General features: G+C 53.5%; 15 protein-coding genes and 1 riboswitch. Of the genes, 4 read left to right on the top strand and 11 right to left on the bottom strand.

The genetic code is table 11. The features are described 5' to 3' along the window. Positions 1-98: 98 nt before the first annotated feature. On the top strand, positions 99-677 hold the full coding sequence (locus tag BLR64_RS06635; protein ID WP_090713377.1) for a nucleotidyltransferase family protein: 579 nt from the start codon (positions 99-101) through the stop codon (positions 675-677). 148 nt (positions 678-825) lie between these two features. On the opposite strand, the gene BLR64_RS06630 is transcribed toward BLR64_RS06635, so the two are convergent. Next, positions 826-2,343, bottom strand: a complete 1,518-nt coding sequence (locus BLR64_RS06630) for a methyl-accepting chemotaxis protein (protein WP_090713376.1) — start codon at positions 2,341-2,343, stop codon at positions 826-828. Positions 2,344-2,499: 156 nt separating this feature from the next. Next, complete coding sequence (locus tag BLR64_RS06625) at positions 2,500-3,942, bottom strand: NAD(P)/FAD-dependent oxidoreductase (protein ID WP_090713375.1); 1,443 nt, start codon at positions 3,940-3,942, stop codon at positions 2,500-2,502. Positions 3,943-4,042: 100 nt separating this feature from the next. Next, positions 4,043-4,142: riboswitch (purine riboswitch) on the bottom strand. A gap of 208 nt (positions 4,143-4,350) precedes the next feature. On the opposite strand from BLR64_RS06625, the gene BLR64_RS06620 reads away from it, so the two are divergent. Further along, positions 4,351-5,451 (top strand): GGDEF domain-containing protein, encoded by a 1,101-nt coding sequence (locus BLR64_RS06620; RefSeq protein WP_167360615.1) that lies wholly within the window; start codon positions 4,351-4,353, stop codon positions 5,449-5,451. 93 nt (positions 5,452-5,544) lie between these two features. Here the strand turns inward: BLR64_RS06620 and ltrA are convergent, their stop codons facing one another. After that, positions 5,545-6,936 carry a group II intron reverse transcriptase/maturase gene (gene ltrA / locus BLR64_RS06615; protein WP_090713373.1) on the bottom strand — a complete coding sequence of 464 codons (1,392 nt, stop codon included), beginning with the start codon at positions 6,934-6,936 and terminating at the stop codon, positions 5,545-5,547. A 502-nt stretch (positions 6,937-7,438) separates the two neighbouring features. Further along, entirely contained in the window at positions 7,439-10,543 is a 3,105-nt protein-coding gene (locus BLR64_RS06610; protein WP_090713372.1) for an EAL domain-containing protein, read from the bottom strand. Positions 10,544-10,831: 288 nt separating this feature from the next. Between BLR64_RS06610 and BLR64_RS30230 the strand changes: the two genes are divergently transcribed. Both BLR64_RS30230 and BLR64_RS06605 read left to right on the top strand, forming a co-directional pair. Continuing rightward, complete coding sequence (locus tag BLR64_RS30230) at positions 10,832-10,975, top strand: hypothetical protein (protein WP_167336675.1); 144 nt, start codon at positions 10,832-10,834, stop codon at positions 10,973-10,975. Positions 10,976-11,162: 187 nt separating this feature from the next. Next, positions 11,163-13,505, top strand: coding sequence for a TPM domain-containing protein (locus BLR64_RS06605; protein ID WP_139171923.1), 2,343 nt, complete (start codon positions 11,163-11,165; stop codon positions 13,503-13,505). 167 nt (positions 13,506-13,672) lie between these two features. On the opposite strand, the gene BLR64_RS06600 is transcribed toward BLR64_RS06605, so the two are convergent. The 7 genes from BLR64_RS06600 to BLR64_RS06570 all read right to left on the bottom strand — a co-directional run bounded on the left by BLR64_RS06600 (position 13,673) and on the right by BLR64_RS06570 (position 21,018). Then, positions 13,673-14,470 (bottom strand): formate/nitrite transporter family protein, encoded by a 798-nt coding sequence (locus tag BLR64_RS06600; protein ID WP_090713370.1) that lies wholly within the window; start codon positions 14,468-14,470, stop codon positions 13,673-13,675. Positions 14,471-14,837: 367 nt separating this feature from the next. Further along, on the bottom strand, positions 14,838-15,938 hold the full coding sequence (locus tag BLR64_RS06595) for a toxic anion resistance protein (RefSeq protein WP_068727108.1): 1,101 nt from the start codon (positions 15,936-15,938) through the stop codon (positions 14,838-14,840). Between the two features lie 11 nt (positions 15,939-15,949). Next, positions 15,950-16,654, bottom strand: coding sequence for a hypothetical protein (locus tag BLR64_RS06590; RefSeq protein ID WP_090713369.1), 705 nt, complete (start codon positions 16,652-16,654; stop codon positions 15,950-15,952). Positions 16,655-16,687: 33 nt separating this feature from the next. Next, positions 16,688-17,743, bottom strand: a complete 1,056-nt coding sequence (locus BLR64_RS06585; RefSeq protein ID WP_090713368.1) for an ATP-grasp domain-containing protein — start codon at positions 17,741-17,743, stop codon at positions 16,688-16,690. Then, entirely contained in the window at positions 17,740-18,573 is an 834-nt protein-coding gene (locus tag BLR64_RS06580) for an HAD family hydrolase (protein WP_090713367.1), read from the bottom strand. The genes BLR64_RS06585 and BLR64_RS06580 overlap by 4 nt, the downstream gene beginning before the upstream one ends. Then, positions 18,570-19,727 carry a cysteine protease StiP family protein gene (locus BLR64_RS06575; RefSeq protein WP_090713366.1) on the bottom strand — a complete coding sequence of 386 codons (1,158 nt, stop codon included), beginning with the start codon at positions 19,725-19,727 and terminating at the stop codon, positions 18,570-18,572. Before BLR64_RS06575 ends, BLR64_RS06580 begins: the two co-directional genes overlap by 4 nt. Then, entirely contained in the window at positions 19,714-21,018 is a 1,305-nt protein-coding gene (locus BLR64_RS06570; protein ID WP_090713447.1) for a phosphoribosyltransferase family protein, read from the bottom strand. The genes BLR64_RS06575 and BLR64_RS06570 overlap by 14 nt, the downstream gene beginning before the upstream one ends. Positions 21,019-21,028: the final 10 nt, after the last annotated feature.

The following is a 21,028-nucleotide window of genomic DNA, read 5'->3' as shown; positions in this document are numbered from 1 at the left end:
ATCCTCCTGACCTATTAACCCTTATAATAAAAGGATTGCTGCCGGGGGCCTGAGCCGCTCTTTAACTGGCTGAACAAGATTAAGGAGGTGTGTTTGGTTTGCGTATTACGAACGAGCAGGAGCTGCTGCAGGCTGTAAAAGAAGACCGCTGGATGATGGAGATACTGACTGCTGTACGCACCCTTGGGCTGCCGGACTGCTGGGTCTGCGCCGGATTTGTACGCTCCAAAGTGTGGGATATTCAGCACGGCTTCAGCAGCAGGACTCCGCTTGCCGATGTGGATGTTATCTATTATGATCCGGCTGATCGGCGCGAGGAGACGGAAAAGCATCTGGAAGCCCGGCTGCGGGAGATAGACGGCACCACTCCCTGGTCCGTGAAGAACCAGGCCAGAATGCATACGGTTAACGGCTTGGCACCTTACACCTCTTCAACGGACGGAATGGCCCATTTCCCGGAAACCGCTACAGCGCTTGGACTGGCTCTCACTGCAGAGGAGGATCTGCTTTTATCTGCCCCTCATGGCATACAGGATGTCATTCACCTGGTAGTCCGGCCGTCTCCCCATTTCCTAGCAGCACCTAAGCTTCAAAGCGTCTACGGGCAAAGGGTTGCCAAAAAGAACTGGCCGGCGGTTTGGCCTCAGCTGCAGATTGTTCCTCCATCCGGGGATTAGCTGTTTGATTCATAGCCTCATGCTCAATCATGAACAAGAAGCCGGCCCTCAATTAGGGCCGGCTGCTGCTTGTATGGCTATCCTCCGGTTATGTCTATCCTGGCGCACTGCTGACATTGGCCGGTCAAGTAACTGTGCCCCATTCCGCCTATACCGCCAGGTCGATTCCGACTACACCGACCGTCTCTCCACGGGCATTTTTGATTGCCCGTGAGAGCGTAATGCACGAGCGTTTGGTGATCGCTGAGACATACGGCAGGGAGATATATTCCCCTTCATTGATTGCCCCGCTATACCATTCCCTGCGCTTCGCATTCATCAGTCCGGCCGCCGGCTCGGAGAAAATAAACGTGCCGTCCGTCCGGTTCGACCAGATGGCCTGTACCTCCGGCACCCGTCGCATGCAGGCCGTAAGCACGCTGCCGTGGCTGGCCGCATCCGGCACATACAGCTCCTGCCTGGCGGCAAGCTCCTGCAGCACGTTTTGCATTTCTTGCAGCCGGACTGTGTACTGTTCTGTCCCGGCAGCTCCACTGCCGGCAATCCGGTTCACCGACTGCTGCAGAGCCTGCGACTCACTCAGCAGGCTGGCACTGATCTCATTCAGCTGGCTGATCTGCGACCGCTGCCTTGTCACCTGCTCCAGGGTCAGGTCTACCCCGGCGATGGTTTCATTCACGATGCCGACCGCACCGCTCAGCTCTCCTGTCGCTGCTCCAATCAGGCTGCCCTGCCTGGAGGCCGCGTCAACTGTCTCCGTCACGGCAGTTCCGACCTCTTCAATTCTTGCGGATACATCGGACAGCCGGAGCTTCACCGCAGCTACCTCATGTACACCTTGGGAGACCGCCTTCTGCTCTTGAACCACAGAATCCAGCACCTGCCGGACGCTGTTATTGATATCCTGGAGCACCTCTGACGAACGCTCCACCGAGCTTCTGCTCTGATCGGCGAGCTGTCTGATCCGGGCGGCCACTACTGCAAACCCCCGGCCCTGTTCTCCGGCCCGCGCCGCTTCAATTGAAGCATTGAGCGCCAGCAAAGAGGTCTCATTTACAATCCCGACAATCAGGGAGTTAATCTCCTCTACTATGGCAATATGGCCGCTGAGGGAGGTGAATTTATCCAGCATATCCCCGCTTCTCTCCTGCAGCTCAGCCATGACCTCATCTGTATTCTCAAGCGAGCAGACCATTTCCACCGTCCGCCGGCGCGCATCCTGCATGCCTGTTCCCAGCCGCTCCGTCAGGGCTTTGATGTGGGCAGTCATTTCAGCCACACCCTCCATCGTCGCAAAAGCACCCTCAATATTTGCTTTGGCTTCATTACTGCGTATCTGCAGATCCACCTCATAGGCATGGGAATAATCAGCTGTCTGCTGCAGGCCCTCAGTATGCCGGCTGATTTCTTCCAGCGCCCCGTGCAGCTTGTCCGAGGTAACAACAATCTCATTACCAAGCCCCTCAATCTGCTCCCGCGCCTCTTCAAGCTGCCCGTCTCTATAAATTTCACTGCGGTATGTATGCCACGCGAATCCGCCAAGCGCCGCCATCAGCACCAGGTATACCAGCTTATGCAGCCAATCGATGTCAATCCACAACCCGTATAGACCAACTGCCAGTAACAGCAGCACAACCAGAACATGTTTACTCCGGTGAACCCGCATTTTCCGCTTCCACTCCACTCTGTCATGTTATGTATTCTAACATTATAACAGTTTAGTGTTAAATAAAGGAAGTCCTTTCATCACAAAATCTCCTGAAAAGGGCTGCCCTTACGCAGAAGCTCTGCGATAGGACAGCCCGCCAGCAGTCAGTCTGTATTATGCGTGCGCCGCCACCCGTTCCAGCATGCCGCGGGCAATCCAAACCCCGGCTGCCCCGGCCTGGGCCAGTCCGCGGGTAATGCCTGCACCGTCTCCCCCGCAGTACAGTCCAGAAATTTCCGTCTCCAGCTGCTCTGTCAGCTTCGGGCGGGCCGAATAGAATTTTGCCTCCACGCCGTAAAACAGCGTATGCTCAGAGGCAATGCCCGGGGTTACCTTTTCCAGTGCCTCGACCATTTCAATCAGACTCTTCATGGTGATGTATGGCAGGACGAGGCCAAGATCGCCCGGAACCGCCTCCTTCAGTGTCGGCTCCAGGAACCCTTCCTTGATCCGGGTCTCTGTAGAGCGGCGTCCGCGCAGGATATCCCCGTATTTCTGGACAATGACACCGCCATTCGACAGATCGTTAGCCCGCTTGCAGATTTCCCGGGCATATTCATTCGGCTTATCAAACGGCTCTGTAAAGGTATGGGACACCAGCAGGGCGAAGTTCGTATTCTTCGAGCCAAGCGCCGGGTCTTTATAGGAGTGTCCGTTGGCCGCCATTACCCCGCTGTGATTTTCTACGACCACATGGCCGGACGGATTGCTGCAGAATGTCCGGACTCGGGTACCCACCGATGTATTGAATATAAATTTGCCTTCATACAGGTGTTCATTGATCTCGCGCATTACTACATCGGATGTTTCAACTCTGACACCGACATCGACCTGGTTGTTGTACATTTTGAGCCGGCGCTTCTTCAGCACGTCAGTCAGCCAGGCAGAACCGTCACGGCCCGGGGCAATCATGACTTGGTCCGCTTCATGGATATCTCCATTCTTGAGCTCAATGCCCGTAATCCGGTGGCTGCCGTTTTCCTTAACGGTTATAATGTCCTGCACCTCGGCCTTGAACTGCATATCAATCCGAGTCTTCAGGTACTCATAAATAGATTTAAGAATCTCCAGATTCTGTTCAGTACCCAGATGCCGCACCTGCGCCCGCAGAAGCTTGAGTCCAGCGGCGTAGCCGCGCTGCTCGATGCTGCGGATGCTGTCCGTTGTCGGATCGGTAATGGCCGGGGTTGCGCCATGCTCCAGATTGATGGCATCCACATATTCGATCAGCTCCAGCACCTTGGACGGTGCCAGATAGTCGGTCATCCAACCGCCGAATTCAGTTGTAATATTAAATTTGCCGTCGCTGTAAGCTCCCGCTCCCCCGAAACCTGCAGTAATGGAGCAGGCAGGCAGACAGCCTGCGAACTCCTTGCGGCCCGCAGCAGGCGGGCAGAGCTTGATTTTTTCCTCCAGGATCGGGCAGCTGCGGCGGTAAATGTCATGGCCTTTATCTACAAGCAGTATCTTCAGGTCAGGGGCCTTACGGGTCAGTTCATAACAGGCGAATATTCCGGCCGGGCCGGCACCTACAACAATCACATCATATTTACTCATCTGTTCTCTTGTTCCTCCCAGGAAGAAACGCTGCGTTCTCAGCCGCCGTTTCTGCGATTTTATAGCGCAACACACAAAAAATCCCGGCTCTTCACAGGTATGCAAAATGCACCCTATTCGTAGCCAGGAATTTACGGTTCCCTGTAGAAACCCCCAAACCTTATCTCCGGGGATATACGAACAGCTTCATTTATTATATGAGCCAATAGGAATTTTACAGAAAACAGGCGAATGTGTCAATGCTTTATCTCAATTATAATTCGTGTTTTATTCAAATACATAGATTATATTAAATTAAAAAAAGTAAATATCATGCTAAAACACGAACATTATATTGTTTACAGTAGGTGGAAGGATAAGAGTGATATTTGTCGAATATATAGTTATATTGTAACTGGAAATGAGGAAATGTTTATGCACATCCCGCCGCCAACTCCTCGCCAAAGCTACTGGAACCGGGTACTCCTCAATACCTTCTGGATGGTTCTCCTGGTATATTTGGCTAGTCAGCTTTTCATCTCACTATCCATGTGGGGCCATAGACCTGAATTCACCGACACACAATATTTCGTGACGCATGTATTTATACCAGACTCAGTCATCCTTATTCTGATCCTCACTCTAGAGGCAATCTACAGGTGGAGACCGGTATTCTCGGAATTCTCGATTGTTGTCGCAAGTCATATCTACGCTATCCTGATTATCACCAATCTCAGTACCGAGTACGAGGTTAAGCCGCTTATCATGCTTCTTCCGCTGCTTGTATCCATGATCTATCTCAAGAGCAGCTATATGAAGGCATCCTCGCTGATCTGTCTGCTATACACCGTCATGCTGTTCATGAATACACCAGTCTACGAATATACGCTGCGGATTCAGCATATTATGATTGCGCTGATTTTTGCCGGCACCTCACTGGCCGGATTCGGTGTGATCGGCCGCGGCCGGGATCTTATGCGGTCCCTTCAGGATTCTGTGAAGGCGGAGCAGGATCTGCGCATTCAGAATATCATCATGGACCGGCTGTCCAAGATTGATCCGCTGACCGATTTGTATAATCACAAGACCTTTCACGAATATCTCGGCTGGCTGATTGATCATCAGCAGAACAACCCGTTTCCGATGCAGTTGGCTGTCCTGGATATCGACAATTTCAAGAAAGTGAATGACCAGTACGGGCACTGGGTGGGCGATATTGTGCTCAAGCAGGTAGCCTCCGTAGTGCTGAAGCATATCGGCACCGATGATTTCGCCGCCCGGTATGGAGGAGAGGAATTCGTAGTCATTCTGACCGCCAAGCAGTTGAAGGAGGCACAGGAGATCATGGAACGGATTCTGACAGGAATAGCCGGCATGCCGATTGAAGAAATGAACGGCGGATCTGTAACCGTCAGCATCGGCATGCATGAGTTTTCGGTCTCCGATACGAAGAGCTACACCTTTCAGCAGGCAGATGACGCCTTGTACGAAGCCAAGAAGACGGGGAAAAACAAGATCGTCCTGAAATAACCCCTGAAATCGAGTAGGAGGCTGCCCATTAACTGAGCAGCCGACCTCTCACACCACCGTACGTACCGTTCGGTATACGGCGGTTCAACCGCATTAGTGCAATTTACGTAAATGCTCGTACTGTGCTGGGAAGTCATAATACCCGGCCTGTGCGAGCTTTTCGTTTGTTATGGAACGGGACAGTACTGGGCTTCCGGCCACTCGCCAGTAGCCCAAGCGGGAGTTCCCCCATTGGTATGCCTGCCACTCCGGTATTCCCAGTTTCCTTAGGTTCTGTACCTTTGTTTTGGGCTTCTTCCACTGTTTCCAGATGTACATCCGCAGCCTTCTACGCAGCCATTCACTCCAGCTTTGCAAGATTCGCTTTATATCGGCTACATAAAAGTAGCCCAACCAGCCGCGAATGTATACTTTTACCTTCTCCATCACTTGCCTAACATTCCTGCCCTGACTGCGGCTCGTCAGTTCTTTCAATTTCTTCTTTGCTTTGGCGAGGGATTGACTATGGGCGCGAATATACAGCCCCTTTCCGTTCTTCCCCAGAGCAAAGCCAAGAAACTTGAAATGCTTCCGCGCCACTACGCTTACGACCTTACTCTTCTGCGTATTTATTTGGAGTCTTAGTTTGTTCTCCAGGTACTTCCGGCAGGATTCCAGAAGCCGCATGGCTGCCCGTTTGCTTTTCGCGAGTACCACGATATCGTCTGCATATCGAATCACCTTCACTCCACGGCTGCTCATTTCCTGGTCAAATTCGTTCAGGTAAATATTCGCAAGCAGTGGAGATAACGGGCCTCCTTGCGGAGAGCCTTCCTCCGTTTTGCCGTGTACCCCGTGCTCCATCACCCCACTTTTCAGATATTTCTTAATGAGGTCGGTTACACGGTGGTCCGGGATTTGCTTACGCAGCAGATTCATTAGCAGTTCATGATTCAGGGTGTCAAAATATTTGGAGAGGTCGATTTCGACTGCGTGGCTGTAACCTTGCTGTGCATACTCTTTCACCTTGCGGATGGCTTGCTGCGCACTCCGCCCGGGGCGGTACCCGTAGCTTCCGTCTGAGAAAAGCGGCTCAAACAGGGGCTGTAGCTGCTGGGAGATCGCTTGTTGAATCACACGGTCTATCACCGTAGGGATGCCAAGCTTCCGCACTCCACTTCCATCTGGTTTGGGGATTTCTTTGCGCCGTACCGGGCTAGGCTTGTACCGGCCCTCCTGGATGCTTTGCAAAAGTTCGTCCTTGTGTTCCTGCAGCCAAGGCAGCGCCTCTTCTACGGTCATCCCGTCGATTCCCGGCGCTCCATGGTTGCGTTTAACCTGCTTGTACGCTCTGTTCAGATTATCTCTGTCCAGAATCCGCTCGAGCAGGTCCATTGCACCGCCTCTTTCCCTACGTTCCCGAATGTCGGCACTCCGCACTCCCGCATACTCTTCGCGTTCCACGCTATCCCTTTGCAGGCAGCCCTTTCGGTATTCTGCTTTCATCGCGCCAACTCTCCTTTCGGTCTGTACTCGAGACTTACGATCGTTTGGCCCTTCCCGAAAAAAAAAAACTTCCCGGTACTATGACCTCTGCTGACTTCTCACAGCAAGCTTTACTCCGTCGTTCGGATTTTTTTTTCCCTACCGGACGTCTGTGAGACCTCCCCGGGTAAGAGCGATAACTTTCCCCTCATCTATCTGCCACATTTACACCCTGAGATTCGGGCAGTATTGGACTTCGCTTTGTTAAGCAAGCTCGTCCGTCCCAAGATGCCTTCTATGTGATTTCTGTTCGTCAGACCGAGGTTTTGCCTCCGGCTTCCTTCAGATTCCGCCTCGCGGCGGACACCCTTGCCTTTGGCTAACAGTTCCTACTGCCAAGCCTGTAGCGGACTTTCACCGCCTAGTTATCGCCCATGCCGGGCGCACTTACAACAAAACGGATCTGCGTAATTCACGCAGATCCGTTCTGTTCTGTTTGCCCCGGGATGCCCTGGCGTTAATTCTAATGCTCCAGCAGCTCCCATACCCCCCGCTGAGGCACAGGCCTGCTGATCAGGTAACCCTGGACCTTGTCACAGCCCGATTCGTTCAGAAATGCCAGCTGGCTGTCATCCTCGACCCCTTCGGCCACGACATCCAGCCCCATTTTATGGCCAAGCACAATGATAGTCTGGACGAAGGATTCGCTGTAGGCCTGATCGGCCAGGGAGTCGATAAAGATTTTGTCCATCTTGAGCGTAGAGATCGGCAGCTGCTGCAGATAGCTCAGCGAGGAATAGCCGGTTCCGAAATCATCAAGGGCAATCCGGATACCGCGTGACTTAAGGAATTCCAGCTTGCTGACTGTACTCTCGAACGACTCCATAAAGATTGATTCTGTAATCTCCAGCTCCAGGCAGCTTGGTGCAAGCCCGCTTTGCTTCAGGCTGTCCAGCACGATTTCAACGAAATCATCCTGCAGAAGCTGGATGATAGAAATATTGACGGATATTTTATAGAGCCTTCCGGTACGCTCATGTATACTCTTCATGAAGCTGCAGGCTTCCCGCAGAACCCATTCCCCGATGTAGATAATAAGCCTGGAATCCTCGGCAACCTTGATGAAGGAGAGCGGAGATACGAACCCGAGCACCGGACTGTTCCAGCGGATCAGGGCTTCGAATCCGGTGATTTCTCCTGTCCTGATGTCTGCCTGCGGCTGATAATGCAGTTCAAACTCATTGTTGTTCATTGCGCTGCGCAGATGCTTTTCAATATGCATCCGTTCATTGAAAGCGGTATGCATCGACTTGTCATAAATAACGTAGGTACCCTTGCCTTCCTCTTTGGCCCGGTACATCGCCACATCGGCATTCTTGAGAATCTCCTCCGTCGTCTCCCCGTCTTCCGGGTAGAAGGAGATACCAATGCTGACCGACACATAGAGGTTGCTCTCCCCGATCAGGATCGACCTGCGGAAAGCCCGCATAATATCGTCCGCCAGCGTAAGCACCGCATTGCGGTCTTCAGCATCCTCGATAAAGACGACGAACTCATCCCCGCCGAGCCTGGAGAGCATTCCCTTGCCCTGGACAAGCGACTGCAGCCGTTCACTTGCCTTACGGATCAGAATATCGCCGGATTTATGGCCCAGTGTATCATTGATATATTTGAAATTATCGGTGTCCACGAACATCAGCGCCGCTTTGCCGCCCGGCCGCCGGAAATAGTTCTCCATTGCCTCCAGCAGGGAAATCCGGTTCGGCAGATTGCTGAGCGAATCCATATAGGCCAGCCGGTGCATGTTCTTCTGATTTTCCAGCAGCATATCATACTGCTCTACAAGCTCCTGCTGTGTCGCCGTAAGCTGTTCATACGTTGCTTCCAGCTCCTGATAGCTGTTATTCAGCTTGAATTCTGCCTGCTTGCGCCTGCTGATATCAATGAGCGAGCCGTTGAACAGCTTGAGCTGATCTACAGGATCAACAATAGCCTTCCCTCTTACTTCAAACCAGATATAATGATTGTCTTTTGTACGCATGCGGTACTCGGTCTCATAGATTGGAGTCTTTCCGCTCAGGTGCGCCTGTCTCGCCTTATCGGCTGACGCCTGATCATCGGGGTGAATGATGCTGAGAACCCCGTTTTCCATCCCGTTAATTTCATCCTCCGTATACCCCATCACCTCATACCAGCGCTCCGAGAGCTTGTAGAACCCGGTTTTCCAGTCCAGCTCCCACATATACGCACCGGAGCCTTCAGAGGTCAGGCGCAGCCGGCGCTCACTCACACTCAGCCTGTATAACTGCTCCTGCAATTCGGTCTCCGTCGCCGTTAATTCCTCGTAGGTCGATTCCAGCTCCTCATAGCTGAGCTGCAGCTTCAGCTCATTCTGCTTGCAGTCATCGATATCCAGTCCCACCAGCAGATAAACCGCCTCATCATGGTCATCCATTCCTTTGATCAGCGTGGTCCGGATGGAGAAAAACCTCGCCTCCGGCGAATGCTCCGGCAGCTTCAGCTCTACATTGTTGACAAAATCCTGACAGACCGCCCTGGTCAACAGATCGCGCAGCAGCGAAACATCGCCGTCCAGTTCGGGAAGCTCGCTGAGCTTTTTGCCAAGCACCTCATGTTCCTTCAGCCCGGTCATCTTCTCAGCAAACTGATTGAAGCGTGTTACCCGGCCATCCCCGGATACCGCCCATACAATCATTCCGGTATGCTCGATCACATCTTCAAAAAACTCCTGCTCCGAATGAATCGTCCTTCTCAGCCGCCGGATATACATTCTAATGGATACAATTCCGAAGAGAAGCAGACATAAACCAATAACAATTCCAAAAATAATCCGGTCATTTATCATGGCGGTGTAACCGGCCGAATGTGTAAAGAAATACTGCTGGTACAGTTCCTCGAAGGCACCTGAACGCTGAAGTCGCTCCAGCCTTGCATTAATATACGGGACAAGCTCCGGAGATGAGGTGCTTATGCCGTAAGCCACATCTACCGGGTAAAGGTTGCTAATTTTACGGATTACGTTGCCGGTCAGTCCCTGCTCGACAATCAGGTAGTCAACAACCCCCTGATTCTCAAACAGCAGGTCAATTTCACCTTTTACGAGAGCTTCCAGCGCATCCGGTACAGTAGGGTATTCTATGTATTTCGAAATGCCTGCCTTGCTCTGCAGCAGCGCTGCGGAATATTGGCTATGTCCTACCCCAATCTTGTAGTTCCCAAGCGTGCCCAGGGTTACCTTGTCCTTGAGCGCCTGCCGCGAATATACTGATACGTAACTTTTGAATACCGGGGTGGAGAAAAGGATCTCTTTTTTCCGCTGCTCTGTTACTGCCATAAGTCCGGTTGTGTCAATTTGACCACTGGTCAGCAGCTGGTATGTCTGTTCCCAGTCTCCGGTGCTGTAGCGGATCAGATATTCCTGCTTTTCAAAAACCATGCTCGTGAGATCAATATCAAACCCGGTTAAATAACCGTTCTGAATATACTTGAAAGGCGGGTAATCCAATTCTGCCTGGTACTTGATATCCTGTCTTTCAGCGCGGGCGGCAGCAGGCGGTGCCAGCATAAGCAAGATGCTAATCAGAAGCAAACATTTACACCGCTTCATTGCAATTCTCCTTCTTCCCCAAAATCAGCTAAGGGCTATCATATCAAGTTTTATTCGACAAAATATGGTAGGGTTCCTGCCCATCCTCTCTGTAAATGTGATAAAATGTGCAACTGTGTCCATATGTAGGCCTGATTTCAAAGAAAAAAAGTTAGAGCCTATAATTTTATATTGCTTTTTGGGGGCAAAATGTGGATAATAACAATAACCAGTGATAATGATTATCATTATTGAATTATACACATTCTATCCCTTCACTATATTGAGCCAAAAGGAGACTGAACACCCATGAACGCAGCCACTACCCGGACAGCATTACAGGTTGACGATTATCTGGATCTGCTCAATCTTGCCGTTAAAGTCGGAGACCTGAAATGGCAAAAGGAAATTAAATCCCGCCTGCAATATATACTCTGCCTGCAGACCAGATAGCAGACATGCTGATTGCGCATTCCCGTATTACGGGGATGCGTTTTTTTGTTTGAGCGGGCCTGACAGAGCCGGCATAAAGACTCCTTAAGCAGCCTTATCCTGCACGGCCTGGGATTTCAGTCGCCTAATAGGGTATAATCACAATAATAAACCGGGCCATAGTCCCTTAGAACGGAGTGTGCTCAAATTGAAAAAGATATTGTCTCTATTCATGATCCTCAGCGTACTGTGGATATCCGGAGCTCAGGCTGCCGGATTCCCCGTACAGCAGGGGTTAGTCACCGATGAAGCCGGAATGCTCACTTCCCGGGAGGCAGCGGCGATTGCCGAAGCTGCTGCAGACGGGCGTTATACCTTCCACGTATTGACTATAGATTCACTTGACGGCGCCAACGCCACCGACTTTGCAAGCAATGTATATGACAGCTGGGGATTGTCCTCCCAGGATATCCTTCTGCTGATCTCCGCAGGGGATCAGCAGGTTGAGCTTAATTTCATCAATGCTTCACTGCAGAATGCCATTAACAGCTGGTCGCAGAACGAGGGCGGAGGTACAGGAAGCACAGCTATCACCGGTATTATTGACGCCTATTTCATTCCCTCCGCTAGAGAGGGCGACTTTGCGAGCGGGATCAGCGCTCTGATTACAGAGCTGCAGTCTCTTGGCAGTACGCAGGGCTCCGGAGGAACCGGCAACGGAAGCGAAGGCGGGGTTGGCAGCTCCGGAAGCACTGGTACTGGTAGCGCAGGCGGCGGGGTTGGCGGTCCCGGGGGATCGGTCAGCCCGGGTGCCGGAAGCGGGACCGCGTCCCGCAGCTCCGGCCTGCCGCTGGTGACCCTGGGGGCCATGGCCGCTGGTGCGGCACTGCTGGCTCTGCTGCTGTATGTGCTAGTCACCGGCCAGCGCCGCCGCAAGCAGCTCAGTGTGCTTCAGGACCAGCTGGCTGACCTGCTGGTCCGGACGAACCGGGCTATTGAGACGCTACAGCCGTTCCAGGGCATCGTACAGGGCAAGACCGGCGAGATGGTTGCAGGCATCTCCAAACGGCTGGACGCCCAGCTGGTGGAGATTTCAGCGCTGCAGGGCACAGCCCGCAGCCCGCAGCCCGCGTTCTATCAGCTCGCCGCGCTCAAGTCGGCAATCGGCCAGGCGGAGCAGACTGCAGCCGCCTTCCGCACCCGGCTTGAGGATGAAGAGCGGCAGATTGCCTTGATTACAGACGCTGACCGCAATGTTAAACAGCAGATTACCGAGCTTAAGAAGGACGCCCCTGAGCTGGACACCCAGCTACAGGAGGCAGTCAAAGAAACAGGCTATGAGCTGCAGGAAATCGCCGAGGATCTGAAAGAGCTGGCCGAAGCGACTGCCAAAGCAGATCAGCTTGAGCTGTTCGACCCGATTGCCGCTCAGGATATTACCGAAGAGGCCCAGGAACAGCAGGAGCAGATCGAACAGGATCTGCGCGATGTAGATGTCTATCACGACAAGCTTCAGGGTTTCCCGGGTGTTCTTGCTGCGGCACGTACGAAGATTGCCGGAATCATTGAACAGAACGCTCTGCACAATATGAAGGTTAAGCCTTACGACAACCTTGATCAGGCCCGCTCTGCAGCAGAAACGCTGCAGGCCCCGCTGCGCAGCGGGGAAATGGATCAGGTGCGCAGCATTGCCGCAACCATGGATATGCTGGTTCAGGAGGCGGTTGCCATGACTGAACGGCAGGCGCAGATCCGCCAGAGCAACCGCCGGGATCTGGAGACGGTCCGCAGCAGCTGGAGCGGGCTGACCCAGCGGCTGAGCGGGCTGCAGAGCCGGCTTGCTGAAGCCCGCATGCGGTTTGCCGAGCAGCATCTTGCCAGCCTGGCTGAGCTGCTGGATTCCTCCGGCGACCGGCTGCGCGAGGGTGCCGGTGAGGTGCCGCAGATCGAAACGTGGACCAGCGACGAGCGCGGGGAGTACGACAATGCGCGCAGCGGACTTGACCGTCTGCTTACGCTGCAGGAGGAGACAGCCAAGCAGTTTAGCAGTGTCTCGCAAAGCCTGGATGAGCTGAACGAACGGCTGGAAGGCGTGAAGCGGCTCTTCCAGGAAGGCCTTGGGCGGGCAGACTCAGCCCAGCGTCTGCTGGAGAGCAGAGGATTGGCGGGCCGCAGCAGATTCCAGGCCAGTCTGCTGCCTGAATACGGGCAGCTTGAATCAAGGCTGAATTTACGCCCTTACAACCTGGATGAGCTGGAGTCGCTAGGACGCTCCTACGCCGCCCAGATCTCCTCATTTGTCGAAGAAGCGAACCGCCTGGTACGGCAGAAGGAAGAAGCAGAGCGGCAGGCCCAGCTTGCCATGATGCGGGAGCGCCAGCGCAGGGAGCAGGCGCGCAAGCGGATGTCCTCCGGCCCGCCTTCCTCCGGCGGTTTCGGCGGCGGCCGTTCCTCCGGCGGCTCCTCCTGGGGCGGGGGCGGGCGTTCCTCCGGCGGCTCTTCCTGGGGCGGCGGCAAATCAGGCCGCAATTCCGGCGGCTCCAAGTGGTAGACCGATTTAAGCCCCCGCGCTGATCGACTGGCGCGGGGGCTTTTTGTTATAGCATTGCATCTTCCGTCCTTCCCGCCGGCAAGCGGAAGGCCTGTCAGAATAAACAGCAAAGACCTTGCCCCAATAAGGGGCAAGGTCTTTGTGAATAAGGATTTTTCCGGCGGATATTAGTGCAGGTCCCCGGGGTCCTTGTCCAGAAATGGCTTATTCACATAATAGTACATGACGCCCATCAGTACACCGCCGCCAATCAGATTGCCGAGCGTAACCGGCACCAGGTTATGCACGACACCGCCCCAGGAGATCGTACCGGGATGATCCAGCACCAGTGCAATGGCGAAGGTACACATATTGGCAATGCTGTGCTCATATCCCGAAATAAAGAAGCAGAAGACGAACAGCATCATTGCGAACATTTTGGCTCCGTCATGCTTCATTGACATCGGCACAAAAAACGCCAGGCAGACCAGCCAGTTACACAGGATGGCCCGAAAGAACAGCTGCAGCGCCGGCGCCTCCATTTTGTGGGCCACGACATTCAGCAGAAAGCTGTTAACACTCGAATCATCGTACAGTCCGGTCAAAAAAATCAGCAGCGCAAACGCTGAGGCGCCAAGAATATTCCCGATATAGCTGATTCCCCACATCCGGACGACCTTGGTCCACTGCATCTTTTTTCTCAAAGCAGCATACGAGTAGTAAAAGGTATCCCCGGTGAACAGGTCCCCGCCGCCGTAGGAGATAAGAATGATCGCAGCGCCAAAGGTAATGGCTGCCATCGGGTAGGTCATTGGTGAATGTTCCATGTAGAAGAAGTTGCCTGTTTTGAAGGCTACAATGACACCGAAGCCGATGAACATACTGGCCAGCATCGCCCTGGCGATATAGCGAAGTACACTTTGATCAAAAATCTTCTGTTTCTTGAGTGCCAATTTTTCAACCTGCAGCAGTGCCTCGTTCTCCATATGACCTCCGCATTAGCTTGTATTTTCAGCAGTTATCCCGGCTGTCTGCAGCCTCGGGTTATTATACCCAATAAACCGCTGGAAATTACTTGAACCATGAAACCGAAAGAAATTTCTGTCCTCTGGAGAGAGCAACACCGCTTGCTTATCTGCCGTCCTTATCCGGTTCATTCAGCCCGGCAACCGACTCCGCCTTATTACCGCCGGCAACGACGATAAGCGCCAGTATCAAGCATCCAAGTATCATCCGCTGACCCCCGTTTCTCCGTAAGAACTTATGCCGGGAACCGGAGGATTATGAGCGGTATTCCAAAGCCCGCCGGTCGTCCCGGCGGGCTTAAATCCGAATCCTATTTGGCCGCAGAAATTAGTTCAAGAAGCTGCTGAGCCGGCTGTCATTCTCTGCCTGCTTCAGCGCCTGCGGCTGCGATGCTTCGTTCAGGCCGAGACGATTGTTAAGCTGGGTGTTGATGGTCGTCATCTTGGCCGTGTAATCCTGGCAGCTCTCGATAATCCGGCGGTTGGACTGCTCGGAGGTATCCAGAGCACTCAGCAGATCGCCGATCGCCTGGTTAACTGCCTCAAGCGACATCGAAGGCTTGGACAGCAGCTCTGTAGTCTTCTCGGTTGTGGTGCGCAGCAGCCGGGCATTCTCCTTGAACTGGTCCTCGATCGTCTTGTTGGTCGCTTCCACCGCGGAAATGACATTTTCCTGGTCGGCCAGAGACATGGCAATCATGGCTGATACGGTGATCAGATTGGAGGTTTTATCAATAGCGTTGTTAACCGAATCGATCAGCTTATCGTTGTTGTCATTAATAATATCTGTAGCGGCGATCGCCTGGTTGTAGAGCAGAATCATCTCGGTCATGGACTGAATGCGGACCATTACCTTGCGCAGGCCGCGTTCCAGATAGGCCTTGCGGAACTCGTTCTCAGGCTTGGCAATTTCCACCTCGAACAGCTCCTTCAGCTTGTTGCCGAAGGCAATCTTGGTCTGCAGATTGTAGATTTCCTCCATCGAGGTGCGCTTCAGCTGGCGCATATTGACGATACTCTCTTCAAGCGTATCGCGTCCGTCACGCAGACCGGTTACAATGGCATCGATATTGGTTCGGACAGACTGATATTTATAGACGTAGTTTTTCAGCGGGCTCTTACGGAGCATTTTGCCAAAAAAGCTGACATTCTTGCTCTGCTGCAGGGTCTCGCACTCATTGCGCAGCTTCATAATCATATTCGGCACTTCAACACGCTTGCCTGACATAAGGTCATTGACCGGACGATCCAGAAGCTTCAGCGTCTGCCCGGCCTTCTCCTGTGTCTTAACCCCCAGCTTGCCGATGTCATCCATCAGAGAGTCCAGGGCGACGGTATCCGTCTTGGCTACCTGTTCAATTAACTGCGAGGCTTCCTCGACTACCTTCTGCTCATCTTCCTTTTTGAGCTGAATTAACTGCGTGGACATGGGTTTCCCTCCTATAATTCGGAACTGCTGTACCGTTGATGAATCAGTTCCGCCTTGGTCTGAAGTTCCATCAGGTCTTTATGCTCGATCGTTGAGGCGATTTCCGATATTTTGGAATCGACATCCCGCAGACCGTTCAGCAGCATTCTCCGGTTTTTCGTTTTGGCTTCGCCGCCGAGCCGCAGAAACGGATTAATAACCCCGTTGAGGTCTTTCATCACCAGTCTGCGGACCGTATGATTGATTTCGCCGTTGCCCAGCTCCTGCAGCAGCGGGATCACACGCTGCAGTCTGGCGAAAAGCGCCAGAGATTTCTCGACAATCTCATTGTCCAGCGTGTCCTTCTGCCCTTCTGAAATAATCATGTCCTCCAGAATGACAAGATACTCTACAACCGCCGCGAACTCGCCCAAGGCAGCAGGTTCAGCCGCTACTCTGGCGGAAGGAGCCGCTGGTGCGGCACTTGCCCCCGCCGGGCCGCCGGCTGAAGGACGGGCGGCGGGTTGGGCCTGCGCAGGCTCAGCCGCAGGTGCCTGGCTGGCCGGAAGCACCTCCGCCGGCAGGTTAACCCGCGTGCGCTTGCCGCCCAGCAAGCCGGCACCTGCGCCGGCAACCGGCAGCAGCAGAGAGATCAGCTCCGGCAGAAAGCTGCTGGTCAGAACAGCCACTACATAGCCGGCGGCCGCGTACAGCAACACTTTAGATTTTGTGTTCATTTTCTCACCTCTTGCAGGCTTGCTGCATTTCGCTTAATTCACCGCATCAGGAATGGCGGATTCAGCGAAGATTTTCATAATCATCGGCTGTTCGATATGGCTTGCAAGTACATCTTCACCGAACTGGACAGGCTCAACCTTGCCGCCGAGTGCGCTTTTGACAGCCAGGTACGGGAAGTTAATGCCAGACAGGCAGGAGACATGCAGGCCGCCCGACATCCGGGGATTAATCTCCAGCAGCTTGGGAACGGCACCGCCATACTTCATCTGAATATTATAGTTGAACGGAATCTTGAACGTCTCAGCCACTCTGCAGGCAATATGTTCTAGCTCTGGTATATGCTCCATCACCCGCAGTCGTCCGGTATCCTTGCGCCGGGGAACCGCGGCCAGCAGCCTGCCGTCAGCGTCAGCCAGACAATCAATACTGTATTCGTAGCCTTCAAGCAGCTCCATTACCATCAGCTCCGGGAAGGACTCCACACCAGACAGAATACGGTAAGCATCGTCAAAGGAAATATGCTGGGTTACATAGCCGAATAGCTCCTGCAGCGGGCTGCGGCTGTTGTTGATAATCCGGAAGCCGAGGCCCCCTTCCGTTTCGGTCGGCTTGAAGCAGACCCGGAGTCCCTTGGCAACCAGGTCTTCATACGCTGCCTTGAATTGCTCCGCATTGCTGACCACATGGTACTCAGGGATTTCCATAATCCCGGTTTCCTTAACCTTCTCGTAGAATTTTCCCTTATCCAGCATCATTTCCAGCAGGTCCAGATCACGGCAGACCAGCACTTTCGTGCCGATTGCATCAAACTGCGCGGCATGCAGGGCGATATCCATCATGTGCAGGCGGGGAATAAAAATATCAATCTCATTGCGGCGGCAGAAGTCCACGCAGAACTGCACGTATTCTATACCTGTTACTGCTGGCTCCGTTCCGGCGATATCAGCGCCCTGGAGCGACATATGTTTAATATCGGGGTGGGTGGCAAAAATCTGTACAGGTACGCCGTCCTCATTGTTGCGGATGAGATTCATATAATGATAAGCCACGGAAAACCAGCGGTTAAAATAAATATTTACCTTTTTCATTGCGGCCCAACTCCCAATGTCGATAGATTATGATAAATCTTCTGCACATAACGCATAATTTCATCCCCCGCGAAGATGCCTCTGCACTCCGTAAAAGGATACTTTAATTTTACTTGAGTCGCCTGCTGCTCGGCAAATATTTCTCCGTGGCAGGGGGCGATGGCGTAGTCGGCGCTTTCCAGCAGGCTTTTATCCAGCAGCGAGTCACCGGAGGCCACCATCGGCTCCGAGCGTACGGTGCGCCGTACATGAATGATAGCATCGCTTTTGTTCACGGCCTCAGGCACCACATACAGCTTGCGGCCCTGCAGGGACACTCTCCAGCCTATCCTATGCAGGCGCTCCGACATATGATTAATCTCATCCAGCGGAAGGAGGTCCCGGTAAACCATATACGTATAAAACAGCTCGTCGCAGTAACGTTCACTGATAATCCATTCTGTACGCACTACAGACCGGACGATCTGCCTGACTTCCTCCGCATCAGCCGAATGCTGCAGAACCAGCCTGCCGATCTGACTGCGCCATTTCTGGTCAACCACGCCGTTCACAAGAATATTGCCGCCGTTGCTTGTAACCGCATAATCTGGAATGAGGGTCTCCTGGAACAGGTTAATCCGCTTGTATTCCGCAATCGTGCGGGTGGTCACCGGCATAAAGATGATGTCTGCCGTAAGCTCCTGCAGCAGCTTCAGCGCCCCGCGCGAAATATACGATCTTGTTACTCCCTCAATAATCTCCGCCGGCACCAGCCCCGGAGTATCCTCGGGAACGCCGAGCGCTCCGAGCGAATAAATCAGGGTGCGATCCAGATCACTGGCATAAATCATTCTGCTTCCCCTCCCCCAAGCGGCTTGATGATTCCGCAGCAGGAATAAGCCAGTCCCGGATATTCCTCAACCGGAACGTCCCGTTCTTCCGCCAGCAGCAGAATGTGGCGCAGATTCGGATTGTCTCTGGTATCGACAATAATTTTCCAGGGTACCCGGCGCAGCAGCACGCGGGTGGTTTCCCCTACACCAGGCTTGATCAGATTGATATTGTCTATTCCGAAGTGCTCCTGCAAAGCCGTAATATCACGCATTCCCCGCCAGGAAATCTCCGGAGGCGAGTTCTCCATCTCTCTGGCAACAGCAACGGCCCCTTCTCTTACAGAAGTGAAATAAGGAGTAATGGCGTCTATAAAGACATTGGAGTAGTCCTGATCCAACCACTCCTTATAGAATTTCGCGCCATGGAAATCCTCCGGCCCGGTCAGATCGTTCCGCTGCACCGTGCGGCTCAGCAGGCCTGATACCGTTGAATTCAGACAAGCACTGGGAATCAGATAATCCTCCCTTGTCCCGAAGGTCTCCGAGCAATGCCCGGGATCGGCCAATACAGCCAGATCATTACTGAGCTTTACCCCGTATCTGCTGTAAAAGTCCTTACAGGATTCGGACAGAACCCTGGTAATTGCCCCCTTGCCTGTCCAGCCGTCTACGAATTGAAGCTTGGCGCCTGCGCCGTGCTGCTGCAGAATATAGCGGATGGCGTTCAGATCAAGTCCTTTACCGCGGATAATGGATACGCTGTAATGCGGCAGCTCTGCGCCGTACATTTCGGCGATATAACGGCGGATCAGCACGCCTACCGGCGTCCCTGCCCGGGCCAGGGAGACCAGAACGGTTCCTTCCGTACCACGCCTGGCCACAATCCGCTCGGAGACAACGGCAACGGCCCGGGCCACCTTGGCTGCGGATTCCTGCAGCGTTTTCCGGAACAGCCCGATATATTCCTCGGTAGGCTGGTATTCCACCGGCAGCATCTCTGAATAGCTCACCCCCGATTGAATGGCCTTCTCCCTTTCGGCCGTCCCCAGCTCAAGCGGCACACCGCCGAGATCCTTCAGCAAAAAGGTAACATCAGACGGCGGATAGCTGCCCATGGGAACCGGCGGAGCTATCCGCGGGCCCAGAACGGTGTTCCGGTTATCCGTTTCCATCATCTGCAGCTCCTTCCGCTTCCTTCCGGGGGGCGAGTACAATCAGATGTACCCTGCTTCCGGCAAGCCCTCTCAGAATATCAGTCATCGGTTTAATCCGCTGGTCCGGAACATCACGCTCAAGCAGCACAAAAATATCATCATACTGCCCATACTCAACATTATAGATATAGTTTGTGATTGACGGGTCGCCGGCAGACGGATAACCTGCTGCGCTTCGCACCCCGTAATCCGGCCTGTGCTGCGGATAAATCGGGCTGCGGGTGGAGGACTGATAGAATACGCCCTCTCCCATCTCCGCTGCAATCCGCATCGGCAGGTACATGAATTCGCCAACACCCATAACCAGTGTACGGCCGCCTTCACGCAGCGCTCGGAGCTTTGCCGCTACCGCGGCAACCTCCTCGTCTATTGCAGCATTGTCGCTTGAAGCAAGACCAAAACGCCCGCTAAGCTTCAAATAAGGGGATGCGTTAATCTCTCCGCAGGAATCGGCGGAGCTGACGTTCAGCCGCTCCAGGCTGTCTTGTATATAAGTAGTCACCACAGGCACTCCATTGTCCTCATCCTGCTTGTCCTTAACCGCATCTGCATCCAGCAGCGGTGTTCCGTTCACCTCAATGGTTCCTTGCAGCAGCGATAGAGCAGTTATCTCAATGCCCAGCTCCTGCTCCAAATCCCGGTAGGCCTGAATATTTGCCGGGCTTCTCCAATCCAGCAGCGAAGCTACCACATACTCCCTTCGCGGGAATTTGGCCTGAATGTCTCGGATAATGTTGATGGCTGTATTACCCGTTGTAATCTCGTCATCGACCAGAATGACCGGTTCATTACCGGACAGCAGCTCCGGGCGCAGGGCATAGCAGAGATGATCTACCGCATGAGAGTGCTCCTCCTCAAAGCTGATCACGGAAGTAAGCTCCGGTATATCCTCACGGGTAGTATGAATATAAGACGCTCCGCCGGCAAAAAGGTTGTACATGCTGTGGCCCAAGGCGGTAGCGGTTTCGGCAAAGCCGATAAACACGGACGGATGCGGAAGGGTAAGCCGGGCTGCCAGCAGCGTGCGGTAAGCTTCCTCCGCATACTCCGGATGAACCAGGCCATGCACTGCCTGATCCAGCAGCTTGTCCATTAAGGTCCTGGAGCCCTCTCCTTCCATTTCACGGTACAGCAGCAGCCCCAGCGCCGCCCCGCTTAGCAGCGGAGTATAGGGATTGACCGGGATATGCTTGCCCAGCACCCTGCTGACAAAGAGGAAGGAACGCTTCTTATTAATCCGGGCTGCCATTGAAAACAGG

Origin of the sequence: Paenibacillus typhae, assembly GCF_900099765.1 — a bacterium.
Classification (GTDB): domain Bacteria; phylum Bacillota; class Bacilli; order Paenibacillales; family Paenibacillaceae; genus Paenibacillus_AQ; species Paenibacillus_AQ typhae.
The sequence above is the reverse complement of the archived record's forward strand: the minus strand, read 5'-3'. Positions and strand labels throughout refer to the sequence as shown.